Below are 20,237 nucleotides of genomic sequence, written 5' to 3'. Positions count from 1 at the left end.
CCTCTCACTCCCCACTCGGCTTTATCACTTGCACGCAGATTGCCCCATGGCCGACAGCCTGTCGAGCCGGGCCTTTGCCGTTGACCACTGTGCTGATTTCGTCATCGTCACCGGCAAAAAACATCAATCGCCCATCGCCTGATCAGTTCACTGTAGCGCCACTGCACGCCCCTCCAACAACCAACAAGAAGGCGACGCTATGACAGGCCAAGGCAAGTTCAAGAAACAACTTTCACTGACAGACCTCACGTTCATCGGGCTGGGGGCGATCTTCGGTTCGGGCTGGTTGTTCGCCGCCAGTCACGTGTCGGCCATCGCCGGTCCGGCGGGGATCTTTTCCTGGCTGCTCGGTGGTTTCGCCGTGTTGCTGCTGGGCATCGTCTACTGCGAATTGGGCGCAGCGTTGCCCCGTGCCGGCGGTGTGGTGCGTTACCCGGTTTACTCCCACGGGCCACTGCTCGGCTACTTGATGGGCTTCATTACGCTGATCGCGTTTTCCAGCCTGGTGGCAATCGAAGTGGTCGCCTCGCGGCAATATGCGGCGGCGTGGTTTCCCGAGTTGACCAAGGTCGGCTCCAGCGACCCGACCGTGCTGGGCTGGTTCGTACAGTTCGGGCTGTTGTGCCTGTTTTTCCTGCTCAATTACCGCAGCGTGAAGACCTTCGCGATGGCCAACAATCTGGTCAGCGTGTTCAAGTTCATCGTGCCGCTGCTGGTGATTGGCGTGCTATTCACCTTCTTCAAACCGGCCAACTTCCAAGTGCACGGCTTTGCGCCGTTCGGTCTGTCCGGCATCGAAATGGCCGTGTCGGCCGGCGGGGTGATCTTCGCGTATCTGGGCCTGACGCCGATCATTTCCGTGGCCAGTGAAGTGAAGAATCCGCAACGCACGATCCCGATTGCGCTGATCCTGTCGGTGCTGCTGTCCACCGCGATCTACGTGCTGCTGCAGACGGCTTTCCTCGGTGGCATCCCGACGGAAATGCTCGCCAATGGCTGGGCCGGCGTCGCCAAGGAACTGGCCCTGCCGTACCGCGACATCGCCCTGGCGCTGGGTGTCGGCTGGCTGGCGTATCTGGTGGTGGCCGATGCGGTGATCTCGCCCAGCGGCTGCGGCAACATCTACATGAACGCCACGCCACGGGTGATCTACGGCTGGGCGCAGACCGGGACCTTCTTCAAGATCTTCACCCGCATCGATGAGAAGTCCGGCATCCCGCGTCCGGCGCTGTGGTTGACCTTTGGCTTGTCGGTGTTCTGGACCCTGCCGTTCCCGTCGTGGGAAGCGCTGATCAACGTGGTCTCCGCCGCGCTGGTATTGAGCTACGCCGTGGCCCCGGTGACGGTGGCCGCACTGCGTCGCAATGCGCCGGACATGCCGCGTCCGTTCCGGGTCAAGGGCATGAGCGTGCTTGGGCCGCTGTCGTTCATCATCGCCGCGCTGATCGTCTACTGGTCGGGCTGGAAAACCGTGTCGTGGTTGCTCGGCCTGCAAATCCTGATGTTTGTCATCTACCTGTTGTGCGGGCGCATGGTGCCGACCGCGCACCTCAACCTCGGCCAGCAAGTGCGCTCGTCGGCGTGGCTGATCGGCTTCTACGCGTTGACCATCGTCCTCTCCAAGCTCGGCAGTTTCGGCGGTATCGGCGTGCTCAGCCATCCGTTCGACACGGTGATCGTCGCGGTCTGCGCACTGGGCATCTACTACTGGGGCGCGGCCACCGGCGTACCGGCACACCTGATTCGTCTGGAAACCGAAGATGACGAAAGCGAAGCCGCTGAGTCCTCCACCCATTCGGCAGCGGGCCAGCGCCCGGCTCACGCCTGACCTTCACTCAAGGGACGAACCCATGAAACGACTGCACATCATCGACTCCCATACCGGCGGCGAACCCACGCGTCTGGTGATGAAAGGCTTCCCCGAGCTGCCCGGCAACAGCATGGCCGAGAAGCGCGATGCCCTGCGCGAGGGCCACGATCAATGGCGCCGCGCCTGCCTGCTGGAGCCCCGTGGCAACGACGTGCTGGTCGGTGCGCTGTACTGCGCGCCGGTCTCGCCGGATGCCACCTGCGGGGTGATTTTCTTCAACAACGCCGGCTACCTCGGCATGTGCGGCCACGGCACCATCGGCCTGGTCAACTCGCTGCATTACCTGGGGCAGATCGAACCGGGCGTGCACAAGATCGACACCCCGGTCGGCCCGGTCAGCGCCACCCTGCACGAGGACGGCGCGGTGACCCTGGGCAACGTCCCGGCCTGGCGCTACCGCAAACAGGTGCCGGTCGATGTGCCCGGTTACGGTCACGTTTTCGGTGACGTCGCCTGGGGCGGCAACTGGTTTTTCCTGGTTTCCGAACACGGCCAGGACCTGCAGATGAGCAACGTCGAAGCCCTCACCGATTACACCTGGGCGATGCTCAAGGCCCTCGAAGCCCAAGGCATTCACGGTGAGGACGGCGCGCTGATCGACCACGTCGAACTGTTTGCCGACGACGCCCACGCCGACAGCCGCAACTTCGTCATGTGCCCGGGCAAGGCCTACGACCGCTCGCCCTGCGGCACCGGCACCAGCGCCAAACTCGCCTGCCTGGCCGCCGACGGCAAACTCGCCGAAGGCCAGGTCTGGACGCAAGCGAGCATCACCGGCAGCCAGTTCGAAGGGCGCTTCGAATGGCATGGCGAACGCGTGCGCCCGTTCATCACCGGCCGCGCCTACATGACCGCCGACGCCACCCTGCTGATCGACGAGCAGGATCCTTTCGCCTGGGGCATCTGAGTGCCCCGCTTTCTACCGATCTGAATGAATGTCCCGAGGAGCTACAACAATGAGCGATAACATCTTCACTGGCTGCATTCCCGCGCTGATGACCCCGTGCACCGCCGCGCGCAAACCTGATTTCGACGCACTGGTGGCCAAGGGTCGCGAGCTGATCGATATCGGCATGAGCGCGGTGGTTTACTGCGGTTCGATGGGCGACTGGCCGTTGCTGACCGAGGCTGAGCGTCAGGAAGGCGTGGCGCGTCTGGTGGCCGCCGGGGTGCCGACCATCGTCGGCACTGGCGCGGTCAACAGCCGTGAAGCGGTATCCCACGCCGCGCATGCCGCGAAAGTCGGCGCCCATGGCTTGATGGTAATTCCCCGCGTCTTGTCCCGTGGTGCCTCGGCCACCGCGCAAAAAGCCCACTTCGCCGCAATCCTCAACGCCGCGCCGAACTTGCCGGCGGTGATCTACAACAGCCCCTACTACGGCTTCGCCACCCGCGCCGACCTGTTCTTCGAACTGCGCCGCGAACACCCGAACCTGATCGGCTTCAAGGAGTTCGGCGGTGGCGCCGACTTGCGCTACGCCGCCGAAAACATCACCTCGCAGGACGATGCCGTGACCCTGATGGTCGGTGTCGATACGCAAGTGGTGCACGGCTTCGTCAACTGCAATGCCACCGGCGCGATCACCGGCATCGGCAACGCCCTGCCGCGCGAAGTGCTGCAACTGGTGGCGCTGAGCAAACAAGCGGCCAAGGGTGACGCCAAGGCCCGACGCCTGGCGCGCGAACTGGAAGCGGCGCTGGCGGTGCTGTCGTCGTTCGATGAAGGCTGCGATCTGGTGCTGTATTACAAACACCTGATGGTGCTCAACGGCGACCATGAGTACGCCCTGCACTTCAACGAAACCGACGCCCTCAGCGATGCCCAGCGTCGTTACGCCGAGACCCAGTACGCGCTGTTCCGCCAGTGGTACAAAAACTGGTCCGCCGAACAGAACCTCGCCTGACCGCAACCCCTGCCCCGGTGTGATGCCGGGGCTTCACCTTTTTTATCAAGGAAGCGCCATGACTCTGACAGGCCACATGTTGATCGGCGGCCAAGCCATCGCCGGCAGCCGTGAAGCGATCCGCGCGATCAATCCCGCCACTGACGCGGTGCTGGAACCGGCCTATGCCGGAGGCAGCAGCGAGCATGTCGAACAGGCCTGCGCACTGGCGTGGCAAGCCTTTGATCGTTATCGCGAGACGTCCCTGGAGGCTCGCGCCGAATTTCTCGAAACCATCGCCAATGAGATCGAAGCCCTTGGCGATGCGCTGATCGACCGTGCCGTGGCCGAAAGCGGCCTGCCACGCGCCCGTATCCAGGGCGAACGCGGACGCACCTGCGGGCAACTGCGCACCTTCGCCCGCACCGTGCGTGCCGGCGAATGGCTGGACGTGCGGGTCGACCAATCACAACCCCAGCGCCAGCCACTGCCACGTTCTGATCTGCGCCAGCGGCAGATCGCGCTGGGGCCAGTGGCGGTGTTCGGCGCCAGCAACTTTCCGCTGGCGTTCTCGGTGGCAGGCGGTGACACCGCTTCGGCACTCGCCGCCGGCTGCCCGGTGATCGTCAAGGCACACAGCGCACATCCCGGCACCAGTGAACTGGTCGGCCAGGCGCTGACTCGCGCGGTGAAAAAATGCGGTTTGCCTGAAGGCGTGTTTTCGCTGCTGTTCGGCTCCGGTAACGAGGTCGGCATTGCGTTGGTCAGCGATTGGCGCATCAAGGCCGTGGGCTTCACCGGCTCGCGCAGTGGCGGCCTCGCCCTGAGCCGAGCGGCGCAAGCGCGGCCGGAACCGATTCCGGTGTATGCGGAAATGAGTTCGATCAATCCGGTGCTGCTGTTTCCCGCAGCGCTTGCCGCACGGGGCGAAGCGTTGGCGCAGGGCTTTGTCACCTCGCTGACTCAGGGCGCCGGGCAGTTCTGCACCAATCCCGGGCTGGTCATTGCTCGCCAAGGGCCGGCACTGGACAGTTTCATCGCCGCTGCCGCCGAAGGAGTCCAGCGCAGCCCGGCGCAGACCATGCTTACGCCGGGGATTTTCCGGGCCTATTCAAGCGCTGTCGCCGCGTTGGCCGAACATCCTCAGGCGCAACGCGTGGCGAGCGGTCTCGCGACTGAAGGGCCGAACCAGTGTCAGGCGCAGTTGTTCGTCACTCAGGCGCAGGACTTCCTCGCTGACGCACGCCTGCAAGGTGAAATCTTCGGCGCCGCGTCGCTGATCGTACAGTGCGCCAACGACGATGAAATCCGTCAGGTCTGCGAGCACCTCGAAGGCCAATTGACCGCCACCCTGCACCTGGATGACGCCGATCTGGATCACGCCCGGGCCTTGTTGCCAACACTGGAGCGCAAGGCCGGACGCCTACTGGTCAACGGCTGGCCGACCGGGGTCGAAGTGTGCGATGCGATGGTGCATGGCGGGCCGTTCCCGGCCACGTCGGATTCGCGCAGCACCTCGGTCGGCACGGCGGCGATCCTGCGTTTCCTGCGTCCGGTGTGTTATCAGGACTTCCCCGACAGCCTGCTGCCGCAGCCGCTGAAACAGGCGAATCCGCTGCAGTTACGACGCTTGCTCGACGGTCAGAGGGAAGCCTGAACATGCTCGACAACCTCACAGCGGACAACGCCGATATCGCGGTGATCGGCGCCGGCATCATCGGTGTCGCCTGCGCCCTGCAACTGGCGCGTCAGGGTAAACGGGTGGTGGTCATCGACAAGCAACCGCCCGGTCATGGCGCCTCGTTCGGCAACGCCGGGCATCTGGCCACCGAGCAGGTGTTTCCGATTGCCGATGCGTCGATCCTCAAGCGTCTGCCGGCGATGCTGATGGACCCGATGGGGCCGCTGCGTCTGGACTGGAAGTACATGCCGCGCGCCATACCGTGGTTCACCCGCCTGCTGCTGAACCTGCGCCCCGCGCCGTTTCAGCGCACCGTGGCCGGTTTGCGCGCGCTGAATGAAAGCAGCCTCGACGCGTGGAAGCACTTGCTGCACAGCATCGCCCGTCCCGACCTGCTCAAGGAGGATGGCTCGCTGCTGGTGTTCGAGCGCGCCGAGTCGCGGCCAGCCATCGATGCCTTGCAGGCGCGCATGCGTCAGCAGCAGGTGCCGGTGGAGTTGTGGTCGGCCAACGCCGTAAGGAAGCGCGCGCCGCAGCTCAGTGAACAGATTCAGGGCGGATTGTTCTACCCGCGCACCGGGCATTTTCTCGATCCGTATCAAGTGGTGTGTGAACTGGTGAGCGCCGCCAAAACGGCCGGCGTGCAGTTCTTCCAGCAGGAAGTTCAGGGCGGCCAGTTGCAGGAGCATGGCGTGTCGCTGATCACCGATCAGGGCCGCGTCACCGCACGGCAGGTGCTGATCGCCTGTGGCGCGCATTCGGCGAAGCTCACCACTGCGCTGACCGGTAAACGCGTGCCGCTGGACACCGAGCGCGGCTATCACCTGATGTTGCCGCACGAGCACGGACGCCTGCCGTTCGCCGTCACCTCGCTGGAGCGCAAGTTCATCATGACGCCAATGACCGGCGGCCTGCGCCTGGCCGGTACGGTGGAGTTCGCCGGCCTGCAGCGCCCACCGTTCATGGAGCGCGCCTGGCAATTGCATCACTTGAGCAAGGGCTTGTTCCGCCATGATTTGAATGTGGAGGACGCGACGCCGTGGATGGGTTTTCGTCCGTCGCTGCCGGATTCGTTGCCGGTCATCGACAAGGTCTGCGACGGCAAGGTGCTGCTCGCGTTCGGGCATCAGCATTTGGGGCTGACGCAGGCGGCGGTGACTGCGCAGATGATTACTCAGTTGACATCTCCCTCGGCCAATTCCGGCGTGCCTACACTGGATGCCTATCGACTGGATCGCTTCTGAGATATCGATGAAACGTTTTTGGTTTCATACTGAGCGCCGACCTTGGCCCCGCGCATATGGAACCGACTATGACTTCATCAATGGATACCCAGACACCCGAGCCACAAGCGATCTGCAACCCGATCACCAGCAGCGCAATTTTCATCGTCGCCACGCTGCTGCCCGGTAGCGACGCCGCCACTCAGGTGCGCGGCTGGTGCGGTGACATCGCCGCCCTCACCCGCTCGGTCGGCAAACGCGTGCCCAATGGCAATCTGTCGTGTGTCTGCGGGTTCAGCGCCAGCGCCTGGGACGCCCTGTTCGGCAGCCCGCGCCCGGCGTCGCTGCATCCGTTCCGTGAGTTCGGTGTCGAGGGCCGTCGTGCCGTCGCAACGCCGGGCGACATCCTGCTGCACATCCGTGCCGATCAGATGGACCTGTGTTTCGAACTGGCGACCCAGTTGTGCAGCGCGCTCAATGGCGCGATCACCGTGGTGGATGAGGTGCAGGGGTTCCGCTACTTCGACATGCGCAGCATCATCGGTTTCGTCGATGGCACCGAGAATCCGGTGGGACGCAAGGCAGACCACTTCACCCTGATCGGTAATGAAGACCCGGCGTTCGAATCCGGCAGTTATGTGCTGGTGCAGAAGTATCTGCACAAGATGGAGGCGTGGAATGCCTTGAGCGTCGAGGCTCAGGAGAAGGTGATCGGCCGCACCAAGCTTGCCGACATCGAACTCGGTGAAGAGGTGAAACCGAGCAATTCCCACAGCGCACTGACCACCATTACCAAGGACGGTCAGGAGCAGAAGATCCTGCGCGACAACATGCCGTTCGGCCGCCCGGGGGCTGGCGAGTTCGGCACCTATTTCATTGGTTACGCGCGCTCGCCGGAACCGATCGAGCAGATGCTGGAGAACATGTTTGTCGGCAAACCCGTCGGCAACTACGACCGTTTGCTGGACTTCAGCACCGCAGTCACCGGGGGGCTGTTCTTTGTGCCGTCAGCCGACTTGCTCGAAGACCTCGCGGAGCGCGAGCCCGCGCAGGCGTGACACCGTAGCGCCACGCCCGCCCGTCACTCAGTGTGGCGCGCGCGGGATGGTTTTCAGCAGGTCTTCCGGACTGATGTGGCCAACCACGCTGCCCGGTTGCGGCATGTTGAGGATGTGGCCTTTCATCTTGCCGATGATGTGCATCTCGCACGGCTTGCAGTCGAACTTCAGGGTCAGCACTTCGTCGCCGTGAATCAGCTGCATCGGCGCGACTTTGGTGCGCACGCCGGTCACGCCTTTGGCCTGTTTCGGGCACAGGTTGAACGAGAAACGCAGGCAGTGCTTGGTGATCATCACCGGCACTTCACCGGCCTCTTCGTGCGCCTCGTACGCCGCATCGATCAGCTTCACGCCATGACGGTGGTAGAAGTCGCGGGCCTTCTGGTTGTAGACGTTGGCCAGGAACGACAGGTGCGATTCCGGGTACACCGGCGGCGGCGTGGTTTCGGCCTTGCGGCTGCCACGTGGATGCGCGGCGACGCGGGCGGCGGTCAGGGCTTCGATGACTTCACGGCGCAAGGCCTTGAGCTGAGAGTTCGGAATGAAAAACGCCTGCGGCGCATCGAGCTTGATGTCGGTGGCGTGGTACTGGGTGGTACCGAGCTGACCGAGCAGATCCTGCAATTGCTCCAGCGCCTGTTCCGGCTTGTTGGCGACACCGAACGGGCCGTTCAGAGTCACGCTGGCGCTGATGCCCTCTTCACTGGTCGCAGTCACTTCCAGTTGCTCTTCACGCAGACGTGCGACCCAGCTCAATGCGACACGACGCTCGGCAGAGGTCTTCTGCAGCGCCTGTTGCCAGTTGTGGTCGAGGTTGCGGTTCAGCGGATGGTTCGGCCGCAGCTTGTACAGGCCTTCGGGCATTTCGTTCGGCTCGACGCGGTAGCGATAGCGCTTCTCGCCGTCTTCTTCGAACTCGCCTTTGGGCTCGGCGATGTTGGCCCGGAAACCCACGACTTCACGCTTGACCAGCACATTGAGGCCGTCGCCGTTGGACAGCGGCTCCTGCGTCACCACCTGCAGGTCACGCTTGCCGACTTTCTCGACGGTGCCCACTGGCAGGCCGGTGAAGGTCGGCGAGTCGAACGCGCCGATGTCGATCTTGCGATCGGTGACGAAGTAGTCGGTGCTGCCACGGTGGAAGGTCTTTTCCGGGTCCGGCAGGAAGAAGTGCGCGGTGCGGCCGCTGGAAGCGCGGGCCAGGTCCGGGCGGTCTTCGAGCACGTCGTCGAGGCGCTGGCGGTAGTAGGCAGTGATGTTCTTCACATAGCCCATGTCCTTGTAGCGACCTTCGATCTTGAACGAACGCACACCGGCTTCGACCAGCGCGCGGATGTTGGCGCTCTGGTTGTTGTCCTTCATCGACAGCAGGTGTTTTTCGTAGGCGATCACCCCACCCTTTTCGTCTTTCAGGGTGTACGGCAAACGGCAGGCCTGGGAGCAGTCGCCACGGTTGGCGCTGCGCCCGGTCTGCGCGTGAGAGATGTTGCACTGCCCGGAGAACGCCACGCACAGTGCGCCGTGGATGAAGAATTCGATCGCGGCATCGGTTTCGTCGGCGATGGCGCGGATTTCTTTGAGGTTCAGCTCGCGGGCCAGTACCAGTTGCGAGAAACCGGCCTGATCGAGGAACTTCGCCCGCTCCAGCGTGCGGATGTCGGTCTGGGTACTGGCATGCAGCTCGATCGGCGGAATGTCCAGTTCCATCACGCCCAGGTCCTGGACGATCAGCGCGTCGACACCGGCATCGTACAACTGGTGGATCAGCTTGCGCGCCGGCTCCAGTTCGTTGTCGTGCAGGATGGTGTTGATGGTGGTGAAAATGCGCGCGTGATAACGGCGGGCAAATTCCACCAGCTCGGCGATTTCGCTCACCTCGTTGCAGGCGTTATGGCGCGCGCCGAAGCTCGGGCCACCGATGTACACGGCGTCGGCGCCGTGCAGGATCGCCTCGCGGGCAATCGCCACGTCACGGGCGGGGCTGAGCAATTCCAGATGATGCTTGGGCAAGGACATAGTTTTTTTAGTCAGGCTGTCACGGTTAAGGCGCGCATTGTAGCCGCGAAACGCCCGAGCGGCACGCCTGTGCTGCCAAGTGGCAGATGACCTCGCTCCAATCCGACACGAGAGTCTCCCGTAGGAGTGAGCCTGCTCGCGATGATGGTGGCACAGTCAACGTTGATGGTGGCTGATTTACCGCTATCGCGAGCAGGCTCACTCCTACAGGGGGCGGTCAGGCCTTGGCGGCCATCGCGGTGACTTCCACGCGCATGCCTTCCACCGCCAGCGACGCCACGCCCACCGCGGCGCGCACCGGCCATGGCTTGGCGAAGAAGCGCTTGTAGACTTCGTTGAAAGCCGCGCGATCGGCCATGTCGGTGAGGTAGATGGTCAGGTGCATCACGCGATCCATCGAACTGCCCGCCCGCTCCAGCGCCACTTTCAGCGCCTGCAGGGTGCATTCGCTTTGCAGGGTGATATCGCCCAGCTCCAGGCTGCCGTCGGCGCGGGTCGGGATCTGGGTCGAAACCAGAATGCCGTTGAAACCGACAACGTCGCTGGAAATTGAATCTGCATCCGGATCAGGGGTGAAGCTGAGGTCTTGATTAGCCATGAAAGTCTCTTGTCTGGAGAGATTGAGGGGCGCCGGCCAGCAACGCACCGGGACTTTTCGCCGGGGAGTTTACAACAGTCCCCCGCTTTGGCTCAGGCAACTGTCAGCCCCAGCCACAAATCGCGCGCATAAAAAAACGCCAGCCCTTTCGGACTGGCGTTTTTTCTGAATATGGCAGGGGCGGCTGGATTCGAACCAACGCATGGCAGGATCAAAACCTGCTGCCTTACCGCTTGGCGACGCCCCTGTATCTCAAGCTCTGTAACAAGCTCTGCGAGAATGGGCCGCAATTTACCAACCTTTTTTTGATCTGGGAAGCCCTGAGTGCAAAAAAATTTGTTTTAAAACAGCCAGTTATTTCTGAGCCAAGGCAAACGCCACGATTCACCTCGAGAGATTCAGCGCAATCGCCTCGCGAACCAGTGCTTTCAAGGCCGGCTCATCGACCTGGTCGCCCTCATGAAAATCTATCGCCCGGCGGGTGTTGCCCTCAAGACTGGCGTTGAACAACCGCGCAGGATCGGCCAGCGCCGCGCCCTTGGCGAAGGTTATTTTGACTGCCGCCTTGTAGGTCTCCCCGGTACAAATAATCCCGTCCCGTGACCACACTGGAACACCGCGCCACTTCCACTCCTCCACCACCTCGGGATCGGCCTGATGAATGACCTTGCGAATCTCGCCGAGGATGGCACCGCGCCAAGCGTCCAGTTCAGCGATTCGTGCGTCGATGAGTGCCGAGGCGTCAGTGGGTGGTTTTTCAGGTCTCATGGCGAGTGTTCTCTTCGATGTGGTTTACAAGCCGATTTGCTTGAGCCCCTCACGCATCCCTTGATCCGCTTGCTTGCACCATTGTTCGAGGCTCAGATCCGGCGGCAGGTTGCTTTTCAGGCTCTTGTATTGACCGTCGGCCAACACTTCGCCTTTGCGACCGAGATTTTCGTTCTTGTCGCCATCAGCCTTGTCGAACGCGCCCGGCATATTCGCAACGAACGCCACCATCTTGTTGGCGTTTTCCGTGCTGTCCGCTTTCAGGTAGCCCTTGTCGACGCAATGCTTGATCAGGCCCGACATGTTGCGACCAGTGTCGTACATGCCTTTCAGGGTAGCGGGATCTGGCGCTTCTGCGCGGGCCAGAGTGGAGAGGCCGAAAGTGGCGGTCAGTGCGAGGATCAAAGAAGTGGCTTTCATATTTATTCCTTTAACATCCAGAGAGTTTTGAGTTCCATCGTTACTTCAATGCCCGACCTACTCGTACAGCCTGACTTTGATCCAGCATGCAAAACCAACGGTTTGTTGGTTGGCATCAATATTCAGGCGATGCAGTAGAACAACGCCATTCATGCTTCAAGTACCCTTCAAACAGGCGGCAGGAACCCGCCGCCCTGCAAAAGGCAATCGATGCGCAAAATATGGATTCAGCTGGTAACAGCCCCTTTCGGACCACTGGCAATCAGTGCGGCACCGCAGGCGGTTTTCATGCCGTCGAGTGCGATGGGCACGCCATCGACGGTGTAGGTGCTGCTACCCTCGGCGATCGGGAAAATCCCTTTGCACAACGGGCAACTGACCTTGTGACCGAGCCCGGCAATCGGCTTGCCGTTGAGGTCGGTTTGAGAGAAGGCCTCGAGAACCTTGCCACCGTGGCTGGTGGAGTCTCCCAGGCGAATGGCATCTTTCATGTTGTCACTCCTTTGACCTTTGAGCTGGGTGGCGTTACTCCACCATCCAGCTGTCTTCAAACCATTCGAGGTCGAGCATCAATTTCGCACGTGGGCAGGCTGCGACAACTCATGACTAGCGCCAGCATCAAAACATCAGCCTGGTCGCCCCGGCATGACCAGAAACGCGGCAAAGCTTTCCGCTACCTGGTCAATTTCACCGGTTTCGTGAGACCACAAGACCACCACCGGCTCTCCTGTCTGACCCTTCACCGCGTAGTTGAAGCAGTAATAATCCCCCGTGCCAAACTCAGCGAACGGCAGAAGTCCTGAAAAGTCGGTAGAGGTATCGGAAAAATTCTCCAGCCACTCCTGCCAGTCCTTTTTAAAGTGATGATCGATCGATTCCCAGGTCTTCCTTCGGTCACGAGCGTCCAGAACGGGGAAAATCGTTAACGCCCCCAGTGACTTTCCGTTATTTGAAAGAAGCCAATCGGAAAAGGACTTTGGCAGTGTTCGGCCCAGTTTCTTTTCTTCTTCCTGAATAGCGTCTGTCGTTGTACCAATCACACGTGTCTTAGACATAAATCCTCGCTTATGGAAGCGCCCCTCGTTTAGGCAGACTTAACTTACCCGTTCCGGGGAAACCGGATTTAGGCATTCTCGCATTCCAGCATCCGCCGCGTTTTCGCCAGTAACGGTGTTGAATGCCGCGGTGATCGGCTGCCAGCATCGGATCGGCGTGAGAATAGTCATACCCTGAGTCATTCTCGAACCGTGGGCGGTGTGCCAACTCATAGCCTGGCGGTGCCTTGATATTGGCTTGCTTGCCGGCATCTACTCGGCTTGCCTGATTTTTGATCCAGCCGCGCATTGAAGACGGTGTATTCGGATCTTCCATGACCTGGCGCCAGCGTGTGTCCTGGTTGACGTAAGGCTCACCACAGCAACAGGTTTTGGCCAGCCCGAGCGGATCGATCCAGCCGGTAGGATTGGGTGCATAACTGTAAAGATTCAATCCACCGACGTAGCTGATCGGATCCTGCCCGATAAATCGTCCGGTATCAGGATCGTAATAGCGGTGTCGATTGTAATGAAGTCCGGTTTCGTGGTCATGGTACTGCCCCTGAAACCGAATCGGATTGGTTACACCCTCTCGCCGGGCAACCGAAGAGCGTTGCTCCACAACCGAGCCCCAAGCCTTGTATTCGGCAGTCCAGGCGATCTCACCCTGCGCATCGGTCAACTCGCGCGGAGTTCCCAGATGGTCGCATTGATACCAGTTCAATACATCAACAGGCTGAATGGCAACTTTAAGATTCCATAACGGATCATCTTCCAGACTGTACTCACCACTGGAATCAGCCGATCCAGGCAGGTCGATGGCTCTATGGATCAGCGCCTGGGCAACCGGGACAAAAGTGCCGGGTTCAAAGATGTAATGCACGGTGCGCCCGGTGCCGACGTCCTGTCGGGACGGACTGCTTTCCCAGGCAAGATTGTCACCGTCCCATCCATACAATGTGAAACCGCAGCCAGACTCCCGCTGTTTTCGAGCATATTCACTTTGATTCCACAGCGACCCAGCTTCCGGGCGCTGTTTGAAATGCACGCTGGAGTTTTTATAGAGACGTCGGCCCAGAGCATCGTAAGCAAAATCCACGGCCAGGCGAGCGTCGTCAAAATGCACCAGTCGATCGAAAAGATCCCAGCGCATCTCGCGGCGGCTACCGTTGTGCCAACGTACCGTCTCATTGCCGCGCTCGTCGTATTCGTAATGCGTACCCGCATAGTGGCGCAGCAAGTTATCGATCAGTTTGCTGCGTAGCGGCGTCTGTTCCAGCGGTCGACGGATCTGCGTGGCCTGGTTGTCCAGGAGGTTACCGGCCGGATCGAAGTCGAAGGTTTCCACGCCCTGTCGAGTAGTGGCTGCAAGCAAGCGTCCCACCGGGTCATAACGGTAGGACGACAAACCATGAAAACTGTCGTCCAGATCCGTCAGTTCACCCACGGCATCGTATTTGTACTCACGCTTCAATACGGCTGTTTTGCTGTCGCCGTGTATGAGCAGTTGCTGTTGCAACTTGCCGGCCGGATCCCATTTTTGGGTTTGCAGCAGGTGATTACCCTGATGACGAACCACCTCTCGATGCAAATCATCGCGCTCATAACCGACCAGTTCGTGCTCGTCCAGCCGCAGCCCCAACAAATGGCCGCTGCCATACGTGAGCCAGCTGACCCGATGCCCATCAGGACGCGTCGTTGCGACACGCTGATTGAGTACGTCGTACTCGTGCTGCCAGACCGCAACCAATGGCTTTTCCAGGCCAAGGTAGTGTTGGTGCTCACGCAGCAGGTTCCCGGCAGGGTCATGGAACCATTGCAGTCGGCTGTCAGCATTGCTCGCCATGACCAGGTTTCCATTGCCGTCATAGGCGAAGGTCTCGCTTTGCTGTTGATCGCCCAGACTGGCGCGGCGCTCCGTTATGCGGCCCATCGGATCGTAGCTCAGTGCAATGCTGCGCTCTGCGGTGCGGGTTTCGACCAGCCGACCTGAGGTGGAGTCGTACTGATAGCGTGTCGTTCGACCGTCGAAGCCGGTCTCCATCAGTAGACGCCCCACCGGGTCGTAGTGGAACTGCGCACTGCTTTGGTTTTCGTTTTCCAGATTCGTCAGTCTTCCGAGCCGATCCCAGCGATAACGCAAGGTCTGTTCGGCTGCATCGACTCGTTCGGAAATCAATCCGGCGGCGGTGTAACTCCAGGTGGTGCAACGGTCCAGTCCATCGGTGTAAGCCAGCAACCGCCCCTCGGCATCGCGCTGAAAGCGCTCCTCGGTCTTGTCCGGATGCTTGATCAATACCAGGTGCCCAGCCTTGTATTGATATTCAGTGCTGTTCCCGAGCGCATCGGTGAAGCAAACCATCTGGCCCAGTTCGTTGTATTCCCAGGCGCTGGTCTTGCCCGAGCAATCGACATACTCCACCAACTGTCCGGCATCGTTGTAGGCCAGCGTTTTCTCGTTGCCGTTGGCATCCTTGATCGCGGTCGGCCGGCCAGCCTTGTCGTAGGCGTATTCCGTCTTGTTGCCCAACGGATCGACAGTTTCGACGAGATTGCCCTGATCATCGTAGGCACGCAGCCATTGGCCGCCCTCCGCGTCACTTATCTTGATCAGCAAGTCCTGATCGTTGTAAGCAAAATGCACTACCGTGTGATCGGCCTGGATGTGTTCGAGACGGTTGCCGCGCTCATCGTAGCGATACTGATCCGTGCTGCCATCGGCATGTACATGACGAATCACGTTCTTGGCTTCATCCCGGAACAACCATTCCGAACGCTCATCCGGGTATCGAATGCGGTACGTGTAACCAAGAATGTCGTAGTAATGCCAGGTCTCGCCGCCGTGCGCGTCGGTGACATAAGTCAGGCGAATGTTTTCGTCCCACTCCAGACGTGTATCGAAGCTGCCATCGTCTGCCCATTCACGAATGGCTCTGGCATCGGCACCTGTACCCTGCCACTGCAGGTTCATTCCACGGTGGGTACGATCGGTGTAACGGGTAATCAAGTGATGCTGGTATTCATACGTCCATGCCGCACCATTCTCATCCTGCGCCTGAATCAGATCGCCAAAATCGTCGTAGCGGTAAGCGCAGAGTTGGCGCAGCGGTGCGCCATTGCAAATTTCCCAAAGGCCAGTGAGGCGTCCGTGATGATCGATCAGGGTGCCGAGGTGCAAGTGGACTTTGCTGATGTCGTTTTCCTGATAGGTCATCAGGTCCGAGAGCACCGCTCGCTCGCCGTGACGATGCTCGTAATGCAGCATGATCCCGGCGCCATTGCGCAACACGATGCCGGTCAACACATAGGTTTGACCACGCCGGACATAGGTTTCCTTGCGTTCGAAGCCACGGCACAGCAACAACTGATCGTCGCTGGCCCGAATCAGGGTAGTGTTTTCGATGGCGTCGTAATGGGACAAGCCTGCCTTGGGCAGAGGATACGAATGGCTGCGACCGTCGGCATCGTGGAACGTCAGGCCATCGTCAACGCAATCAAAACGCGTGGTGAACTCGCTAATCCAGCGCGCGCCAAGTTCGCCCTGATCATAAGCCCCGAGGCGTGAGTGGTAGATTCGCGTCCACTCGACCGGAAACGGCCCAGGCAAACTGAAATCGGTATGACTGAGGGTTTCCGAACCCAATGCAAAATTGATGCTGTTACAGGTACTGCTACAGGTGCCGTTTTTCTGCGGGTCCGGTGCGTGAGTTGCCTGAACCTGTTGATTGGTGGATTCCAGGCGACCCTTTCCCGCCAGATGTTGAGACTTCGAGGTCGTTCCCGGTTTGACGCTTGCGCCTTGCCCATGGGAGCGTCGTTTGCGCCAGGTCACGACAGCACCCGCCAACATCTGCAGCAACCAACCGATGGAGTGCTGTACGCCCGGATCACCGAGCTTTTTCATCTGCGTTCTAAGCTCCACACCCAAGGTACGCAGCATGCCGGTGTTGCTGAGCACCAGTGCCTTGGCGTCTTGCGGCAGCAAATGCTTCGCCGCACTGTTGGCGACACCTTTCCCCGCCGCCTTATAGGCACTGTATGTGGCCCCAAGAAAGTTACCGATTGATGCTTTGGGGTCATGCCAGAACTGGTTGCCTGCGGCACTCATTTTGGCACCCGCCGCCTTGAGGTCACCCTTGGCGTCGAGTTTGCCGTTAACCACGGTTTCCAGGCCCTTGGCGATCTCGTTCACCGCCTTCTGACCCAGCTCTCCCGCATCATCGAGGATGCTTGCCAGCTTGGGCTTGGCTTGCTCCACAAAGTCATCGATCGTACCAACGATGGTGGCATTCAAATGCCCGATCAACACCTCGATCAATGAGTCGCCCAACAACATCTTCGCGCTGTTGCGCAGTTCCTGACGAACCAGTGATAACGTCGGACGCAAGGTCATCCGCGCCGACGCCATGGTCGGTGGTGCCGGCAGCACACCGATCAGATTGATACCCAGGCTGACCCAATCCAGCAAATGACGCTGCTTGCTCTTCGCCAAGGTGACAATGTCTCCGAGGGCGTCAACCAGAGCCATGATATTGCCCACTACCGGGAGCGCGCCGGCAACGTTCTTGACCCGTTCAAGCGTGACCACGCCACCGCTGATCGACTGCAGCCACGCATCGAACCTGGCAGCCCCACGCCCGACGTCCTTGATATCGATAGTGTTGAGCGGTACGACCGCGACTTGCGGCTCGCGTTTTTTCACAACAGGAGTTGGTGCAGTCATGACAACTTCTCACCGGGCAGCAGAGTGGAAACGGAACTCAAATCCGGGGTTTTCAAGGAAGGCTTCGGTAGCGTCGGCGCCGGCAGCCCCGGCAACTTGCCGCTCTTGCTCGCCGCCCCCAGAATCCCCGCAGCACTCGGCAGCGCCGCACTCGCCAGTTTCGGCAACCCGGCCGGCCCACCCTGCACCGCCCCTTTCACCTGCTGCGCCGTTTGCATTGCGCCTTGCGCAGTCTGCATCGCATTCATCCCTGTTTGCGCCATGTCCTTGCCCTTCTCCAACATGTCCCAATTCTTGTTCGGTAGAGCCTGCGCAACCATCGCCTGCACCTGGCTCGGCACGTCTTCAGTGCCTGGCGGATTCAGCGGCCACTCTGCTTCGCCGATGTAGCTGCCGTCGCTCCAGGTGTCCGCCGGGTCCTTGCCGAACAGCACGCGGGCCGGCCCCGGTGCGGCGCCAGAAACGCTGGCGAAACCCTTGGCGTCAAGCTTGCCCTTGATGCTTTTGCCGAGGGCGTCGATGACTTCGTAATCGCCTTCCTTGATGCCCTGACGTCCGGCGTACTGGTTGAACAGCTCCAGATTGCCCTTGCCCGGTTTCGGCGGTTCCGGGAATACACCGGCCAGACTCTTCGCCCCGGTGTAGGCGAAGTTCGCCGCGTGCGCGGTGTACGGGCCGGTGGTGGCGTGGGTGATGCCGCCGGCGTTGTAGGTGGTCGCGCTGCCGCCGCCCTGGATCACCAGTTCGGTCTTGGCGGTGATGGTGATGCGGTCGGCATTGGCAGTGATGTTGAGTTTGGCCAGCAGGTTGATGCTGTCCTTGAGGGCCTTGACGTCGATGTCGCCGGAGGCCGCGACCAGACGCCAGCCCATGCTCTGCACGAACAGACGCATGCCGCGACTGGCACTGGCCAGCAGGCGTTTGCCGATGGAAAAACTGGTGTGCCCGGTGCTGCTCAGCGCCAGGTGTTCACCGGTGGCGATATGGCTGGAGCGCGGCGTGGTCAGGGCGATACCGGCGGGACTCGCGAGCACTAGATGCGGCTCGGTGAATTCAGGGAATTCATTGGCAGTCATGTTCGCCGGGCCACTGCCGAGCACGCCTTGATGCTGCGCGTGCAAGGCCTTGGCCACGTCGTCCTGATCGCCCGCCTCCTGCGCTTGAAGCTCTTTGGCCTGGGTGGCGAAACCGTCTTGCTGATCGCTGGCGGTGGCGAGGCGCTCGGCGGTTTCCGGCAGGTCCTTGTGGTGCTTCGATTCGTTCGGGCGCGGCTCGGTGGTGATCAACAGACCGGCGCCGGCACGCACCGCGCCATGGCGGTCGGTGCGCAACTCGAAACCTTCGCCACGCGGCTGACCGCCGCTCGGGCGTGGATGGGTCAGGTAGCCGAGGTTGATCGCACTGGCGCCGTGGTCACTGCGCAGCGCAATACTGATCTCACTGGTGGTGTCGTCGATGCGCAGTTCGTTGGCGCGGCTGCCCTTGTATTCCTTGCTCTTGACCGTGGCCAGGGTCTTGAAGTCCGGCAGTTTGTACGGCGGCAGGTTCGCGCCGTGGTACAGGCAACCAGTGATCAGCGGCTGATCGGGATCGCCTTCGAGGAAGGTGATCAACACCTCCATGCCAACCCGCGGAATGTTGATCGCGCCAAAGGTTTCCGCGGCCCAGTTCGAGGCCACGCGCATCCAGCAACTGGTCTTGTCGTCGTGCTCGCCTTCGCGATCCCAGAAGAACTGCACCTTCACCCGGCCGTACTGGTCGCAGTAGATCTCTTCGCCCTCGGGGCCGCAGACCACGGCGCTCTGAGTGCCGAGGACTTTCGGTTTCGGATGATCGAGCGGCGGCCGGTACGGCACGTCCCACGGAATCGCGTTGAAGCGGTTGCGGTAGCCTTGGTGGAAATCGTCCTTGTTATCGGTGGTGTCGCTGGTCACCGACTCTTCGAGCACTTGCGGCTGTTTGCCTTCGTGGAAGATCTCGGTCAGCAGCCACAGATCGTTCCAGGTCGGGTTGGCGTGTTCGGTGAGAGCGAGAAAATGCCCGCTGACCAGAATCGGCTGGTCGCTGTTGCCCTCGGCCAGACGATAGTCAGTGCGATGGCGTTCCAGTGCGCGATTGGCCAGGTGCTTGCCGCGCTCGCGGTCAACGAAACGCCCCGGGTAATCGTAATCTTCCAGATCCGGCTGGGCGCTGCTCTTGGCATCGCTTTCGAGCTCGATCTTCGGTTTGACGAAGTCGTAATCACGCCGAGTGGTGCGGCTGGTGCGCGTGACCAGACGCAGGCCGAAACGCTTGACCACCGGTTGATCGGCGACCAGTCCGGAGTCCTGCTGATAGGCCACCGGCGCCAGTTTCGGGAACACCGTCTGGTCATCGCCGAACATCAGTTTGTGGCCGCTGGCGGTGTGCTGGAAGTGGTAGTGAATCCCCTCCTCCTCACACAGGCGCTGGACGAAATGCAGATCGCTTTCGTCGTACTGCACGCAGTAGATGCGCTCCGGATAAATCGCGCTCAGCTGGAAGTGGTAATCGCTGGCGAGGATGCCGTGTTCTTCCAGGACCTTGCTGATGATCTGCTGCACGGTCATCTGCTGGAAAATGCGCTGGTTGACCCGATGCGCGAGGTACGACAGCTGCGGGCGCAGGGAGATTTTATAGCGGGTCAGGCGCTTGCCGGCCTCGCCCTGGGCGATGCTGTAGATCAGCCCGTGAATTCCCGTGCCGCTGGGCGACAGCTGCAGGAACGCGAGTTTGTGCAGCAGGCTTTCGAGGTTGATCGAGGCCTTCTCACTGACCAGTTCCAGCTCGAACTCGAAGGGGCTGTTGAGCGCCTCTTTCCCGGTGAACGACAGCACCTGGAAATCGCTGTCCGCGCCATCGATGGTCAGATTGAAATGAGGCTGATTGGCCGGTGAGAACATCCCTTGTTCCTCGCGCAATGCTGCGACTGACGCCATTCCATG

14 protein-coding genes and 1 tRNA gene are annotated in these 20,237 nt (G+C 60.9%); 6 read left to right on the top strand and 9 right to left on the bottom strand.

Features of this window, described 5'->3' with window-relative positions; all coding sequences use genetic code 11:
- Positions 1-199 precede the first annotated feature (199 nt).
- The 6 genes from ACS4NR_RS06300 (at position 200) to ACS4NR_RS06275 (ending at position 7,715) form a co-directional block, all read left to right on the top strand.
- Entirely contained in the window at positions 200-1,828 is a 1,629-nt protein-coding gene (locus ACS4NR_RS06300) for an APC family permease (protein WP_456019412.1), read from the top strand.
- 22 nt (positions 1,829-1,850) lie between these two features.
- The gene (locus tag ACS4NR_RS06295; protein ID WP_456019411.1) at positions 1,851-2,777 is read left to right on the top strand and encodes a 4-hydroxyproline epimerase; all 927 of its coding nucleotides are present in this window, start codon (positions 1,851-1,853) and stop codon (positions 2,775-2,777) included.
- A 49-nt stretch (positions 2,778-2,826) separates the two neighbouring features.
- Positions 2,827-3,774, top strand: coding sequence for a dihydrodipicolinate synthase family protein (locus ACS4NR_RS06290; RefSeq protein WP_095135350.1), 948 nt, complete (start codon positions 2,827-2,829; stop codon positions 3,772-3,774).
- A gap of 58 nt (positions 3,775-3,832) precedes the next feature.
- Positions 3,833-5,410: an aldehyde dehydrogenase (NADP(+)) gene (locus ACS4NR_RS06285; protein WP_456019410.1), complete on the top strand. Its 1,578-nt coding sequence runs from the start codon at positions 3,833-3,835 to the stop codon at positions 5,408-5,410.
- 2 nt (positions 5,411-5,412) lie between these two features.
- Positions 5,413-6,678 carry an FAD-dependent oxidoreductase gene (locus ACS4NR_RS06280; RefSeq protein WP_456019409.1) on the top strand — a complete coding sequence of 422 codons (1,266 nt, stop codon included), beginning with the start codon at positions 5,413-5,415 and terminating at the stop codon, positions 6,676-6,678.
- 68 nt (positions 6,679-6,746) lie between these two features.
- On the top strand, positions 6,747-7,715 hold the full coding sequence (locus ACS4NR_RS06275) for a Dyp-type peroxidase (protein WP_456019408.1): 969 nt from the start codon (positions 6,747-6,749) through the stop codon (positions 7,713-7,715).
- A 27-nt stretch (positions 7,716-7,742) separates the two neighbouring features.
- On the opposite strand, the gene ACS4NR_RS06270 is transcribed toward ACS4NR_RS06275, so the two are convergent.
- From ACS4NR_RS06270 to ACS4NR_RS06230, 9 genes are all read right to left on the bottom strand, one after another.
- A complete protein-coding gene (locus ACS4NR_RS06270) occupies positions 7,743-9,731 on the bottom strand; it encodes a peptidase U32 family protein (RefSeq protein WP_047602089.1) in 1,989 nt (662 codons plus the stop codon).
- Between the two features lie 217 nt (positions 9,732-9,948).
- Entirely contained in the window at positions 9,949-10,329 is a 381-nt protein-coding gene (locus ACS4NR_RS06265) for a RidA family protein (protein ID WP_003224376.1), read from the bottom strand.
- Between the two features lie 172 nt (positions 10,330-10,501).
- Positions 10,502-10,576 (bottom strand) — tRNA-Gln (locus tag ACS4NR_RS06260).
- A 137-nt stretch (positions 10,577-10,713) separates the two neighbouring features.
- Entirely contained in the window at positions 10,714-11,097 is a 384-nt protein-coding gene (locus ACS4NR_RS06255; protein WP_456019407.1) for a DUF1801 domain-containing protein, read from the bottom strand.
- A 24-nt stretch (positions 11,098-11,121) separates the two neighbouring features.
- A complete protein-coding gene (locus ACS4NR_RS06250) occupies positions 11,122-11,517 on the bottom strand; it encodes a hypothetical protein (RefSeq protein ID WP_456019406.1) in 396 nt (131 codons plus the stop codon).
- 227 nt (positions 11,518-11,744) lie between these two features.
- Positions 11,745-12,008 carry a PAAR domain-containing protein gene (locus ACS4NR_RS06245; RefSeq protein WP_456019405.1) on the bottom strand — a complete coding sequence of 88 codons (264 nt, stop codon included), beginning with the start codon at positions 12,006-12,008 and terminating at the stop codon, positions 11,745-11,747.
- A 135-nt stretch (positions 12,009-12,143) separates the two neighbouring features.
- Complete coding sequence (locus ACS4NR_RS06240) at positions 12,144-12,572, bottom strand: SMI1/KNR4 family protein (protein WP_456019404.1); 429 nt, start codon at positions 12,570-12,572, stop codon at positions 12,144-12,146.
- A gap of 10 nt (positions 12,573-12,582) precedes the next feature.
- Complete coding sequence (locus tag ACS4NR_RS06235; protein ID WP_456019403.1) at positions 12,583-17,274, bottom strand: RHS repeat-associated core domain-containing protein; 4,692 nt, start codon at positions 17,272-17,274, stop codon at positions 12,583-12,585.
- A complete protein-coding gene (locus ACS4NR_RS06230) occupies positions 17,271-20,195 on the bottom strand; it encodes a type VI secretion system Vgr family protein (RefSeq protein ID WP_456019402.1) in 2,925 nt (974 codons plus the stop codon). The genes ACS4NR_RS06235 and ACS4NR_RS06230 overlap by 4 nt, the downstream gene beginning before the upstream one ends.
- Positions 20,196-20,237: the final 42 nt, after the last annotated feature.

It is taken from the genome of Pseudomonas sp. JQ36 (assembly GCF_053851495.1).
The sequence above is the reverse complement of the archived record's forward strand: the minus strand, read 5'-3'. Positions and strand labels throughout refer to the sequence as shown.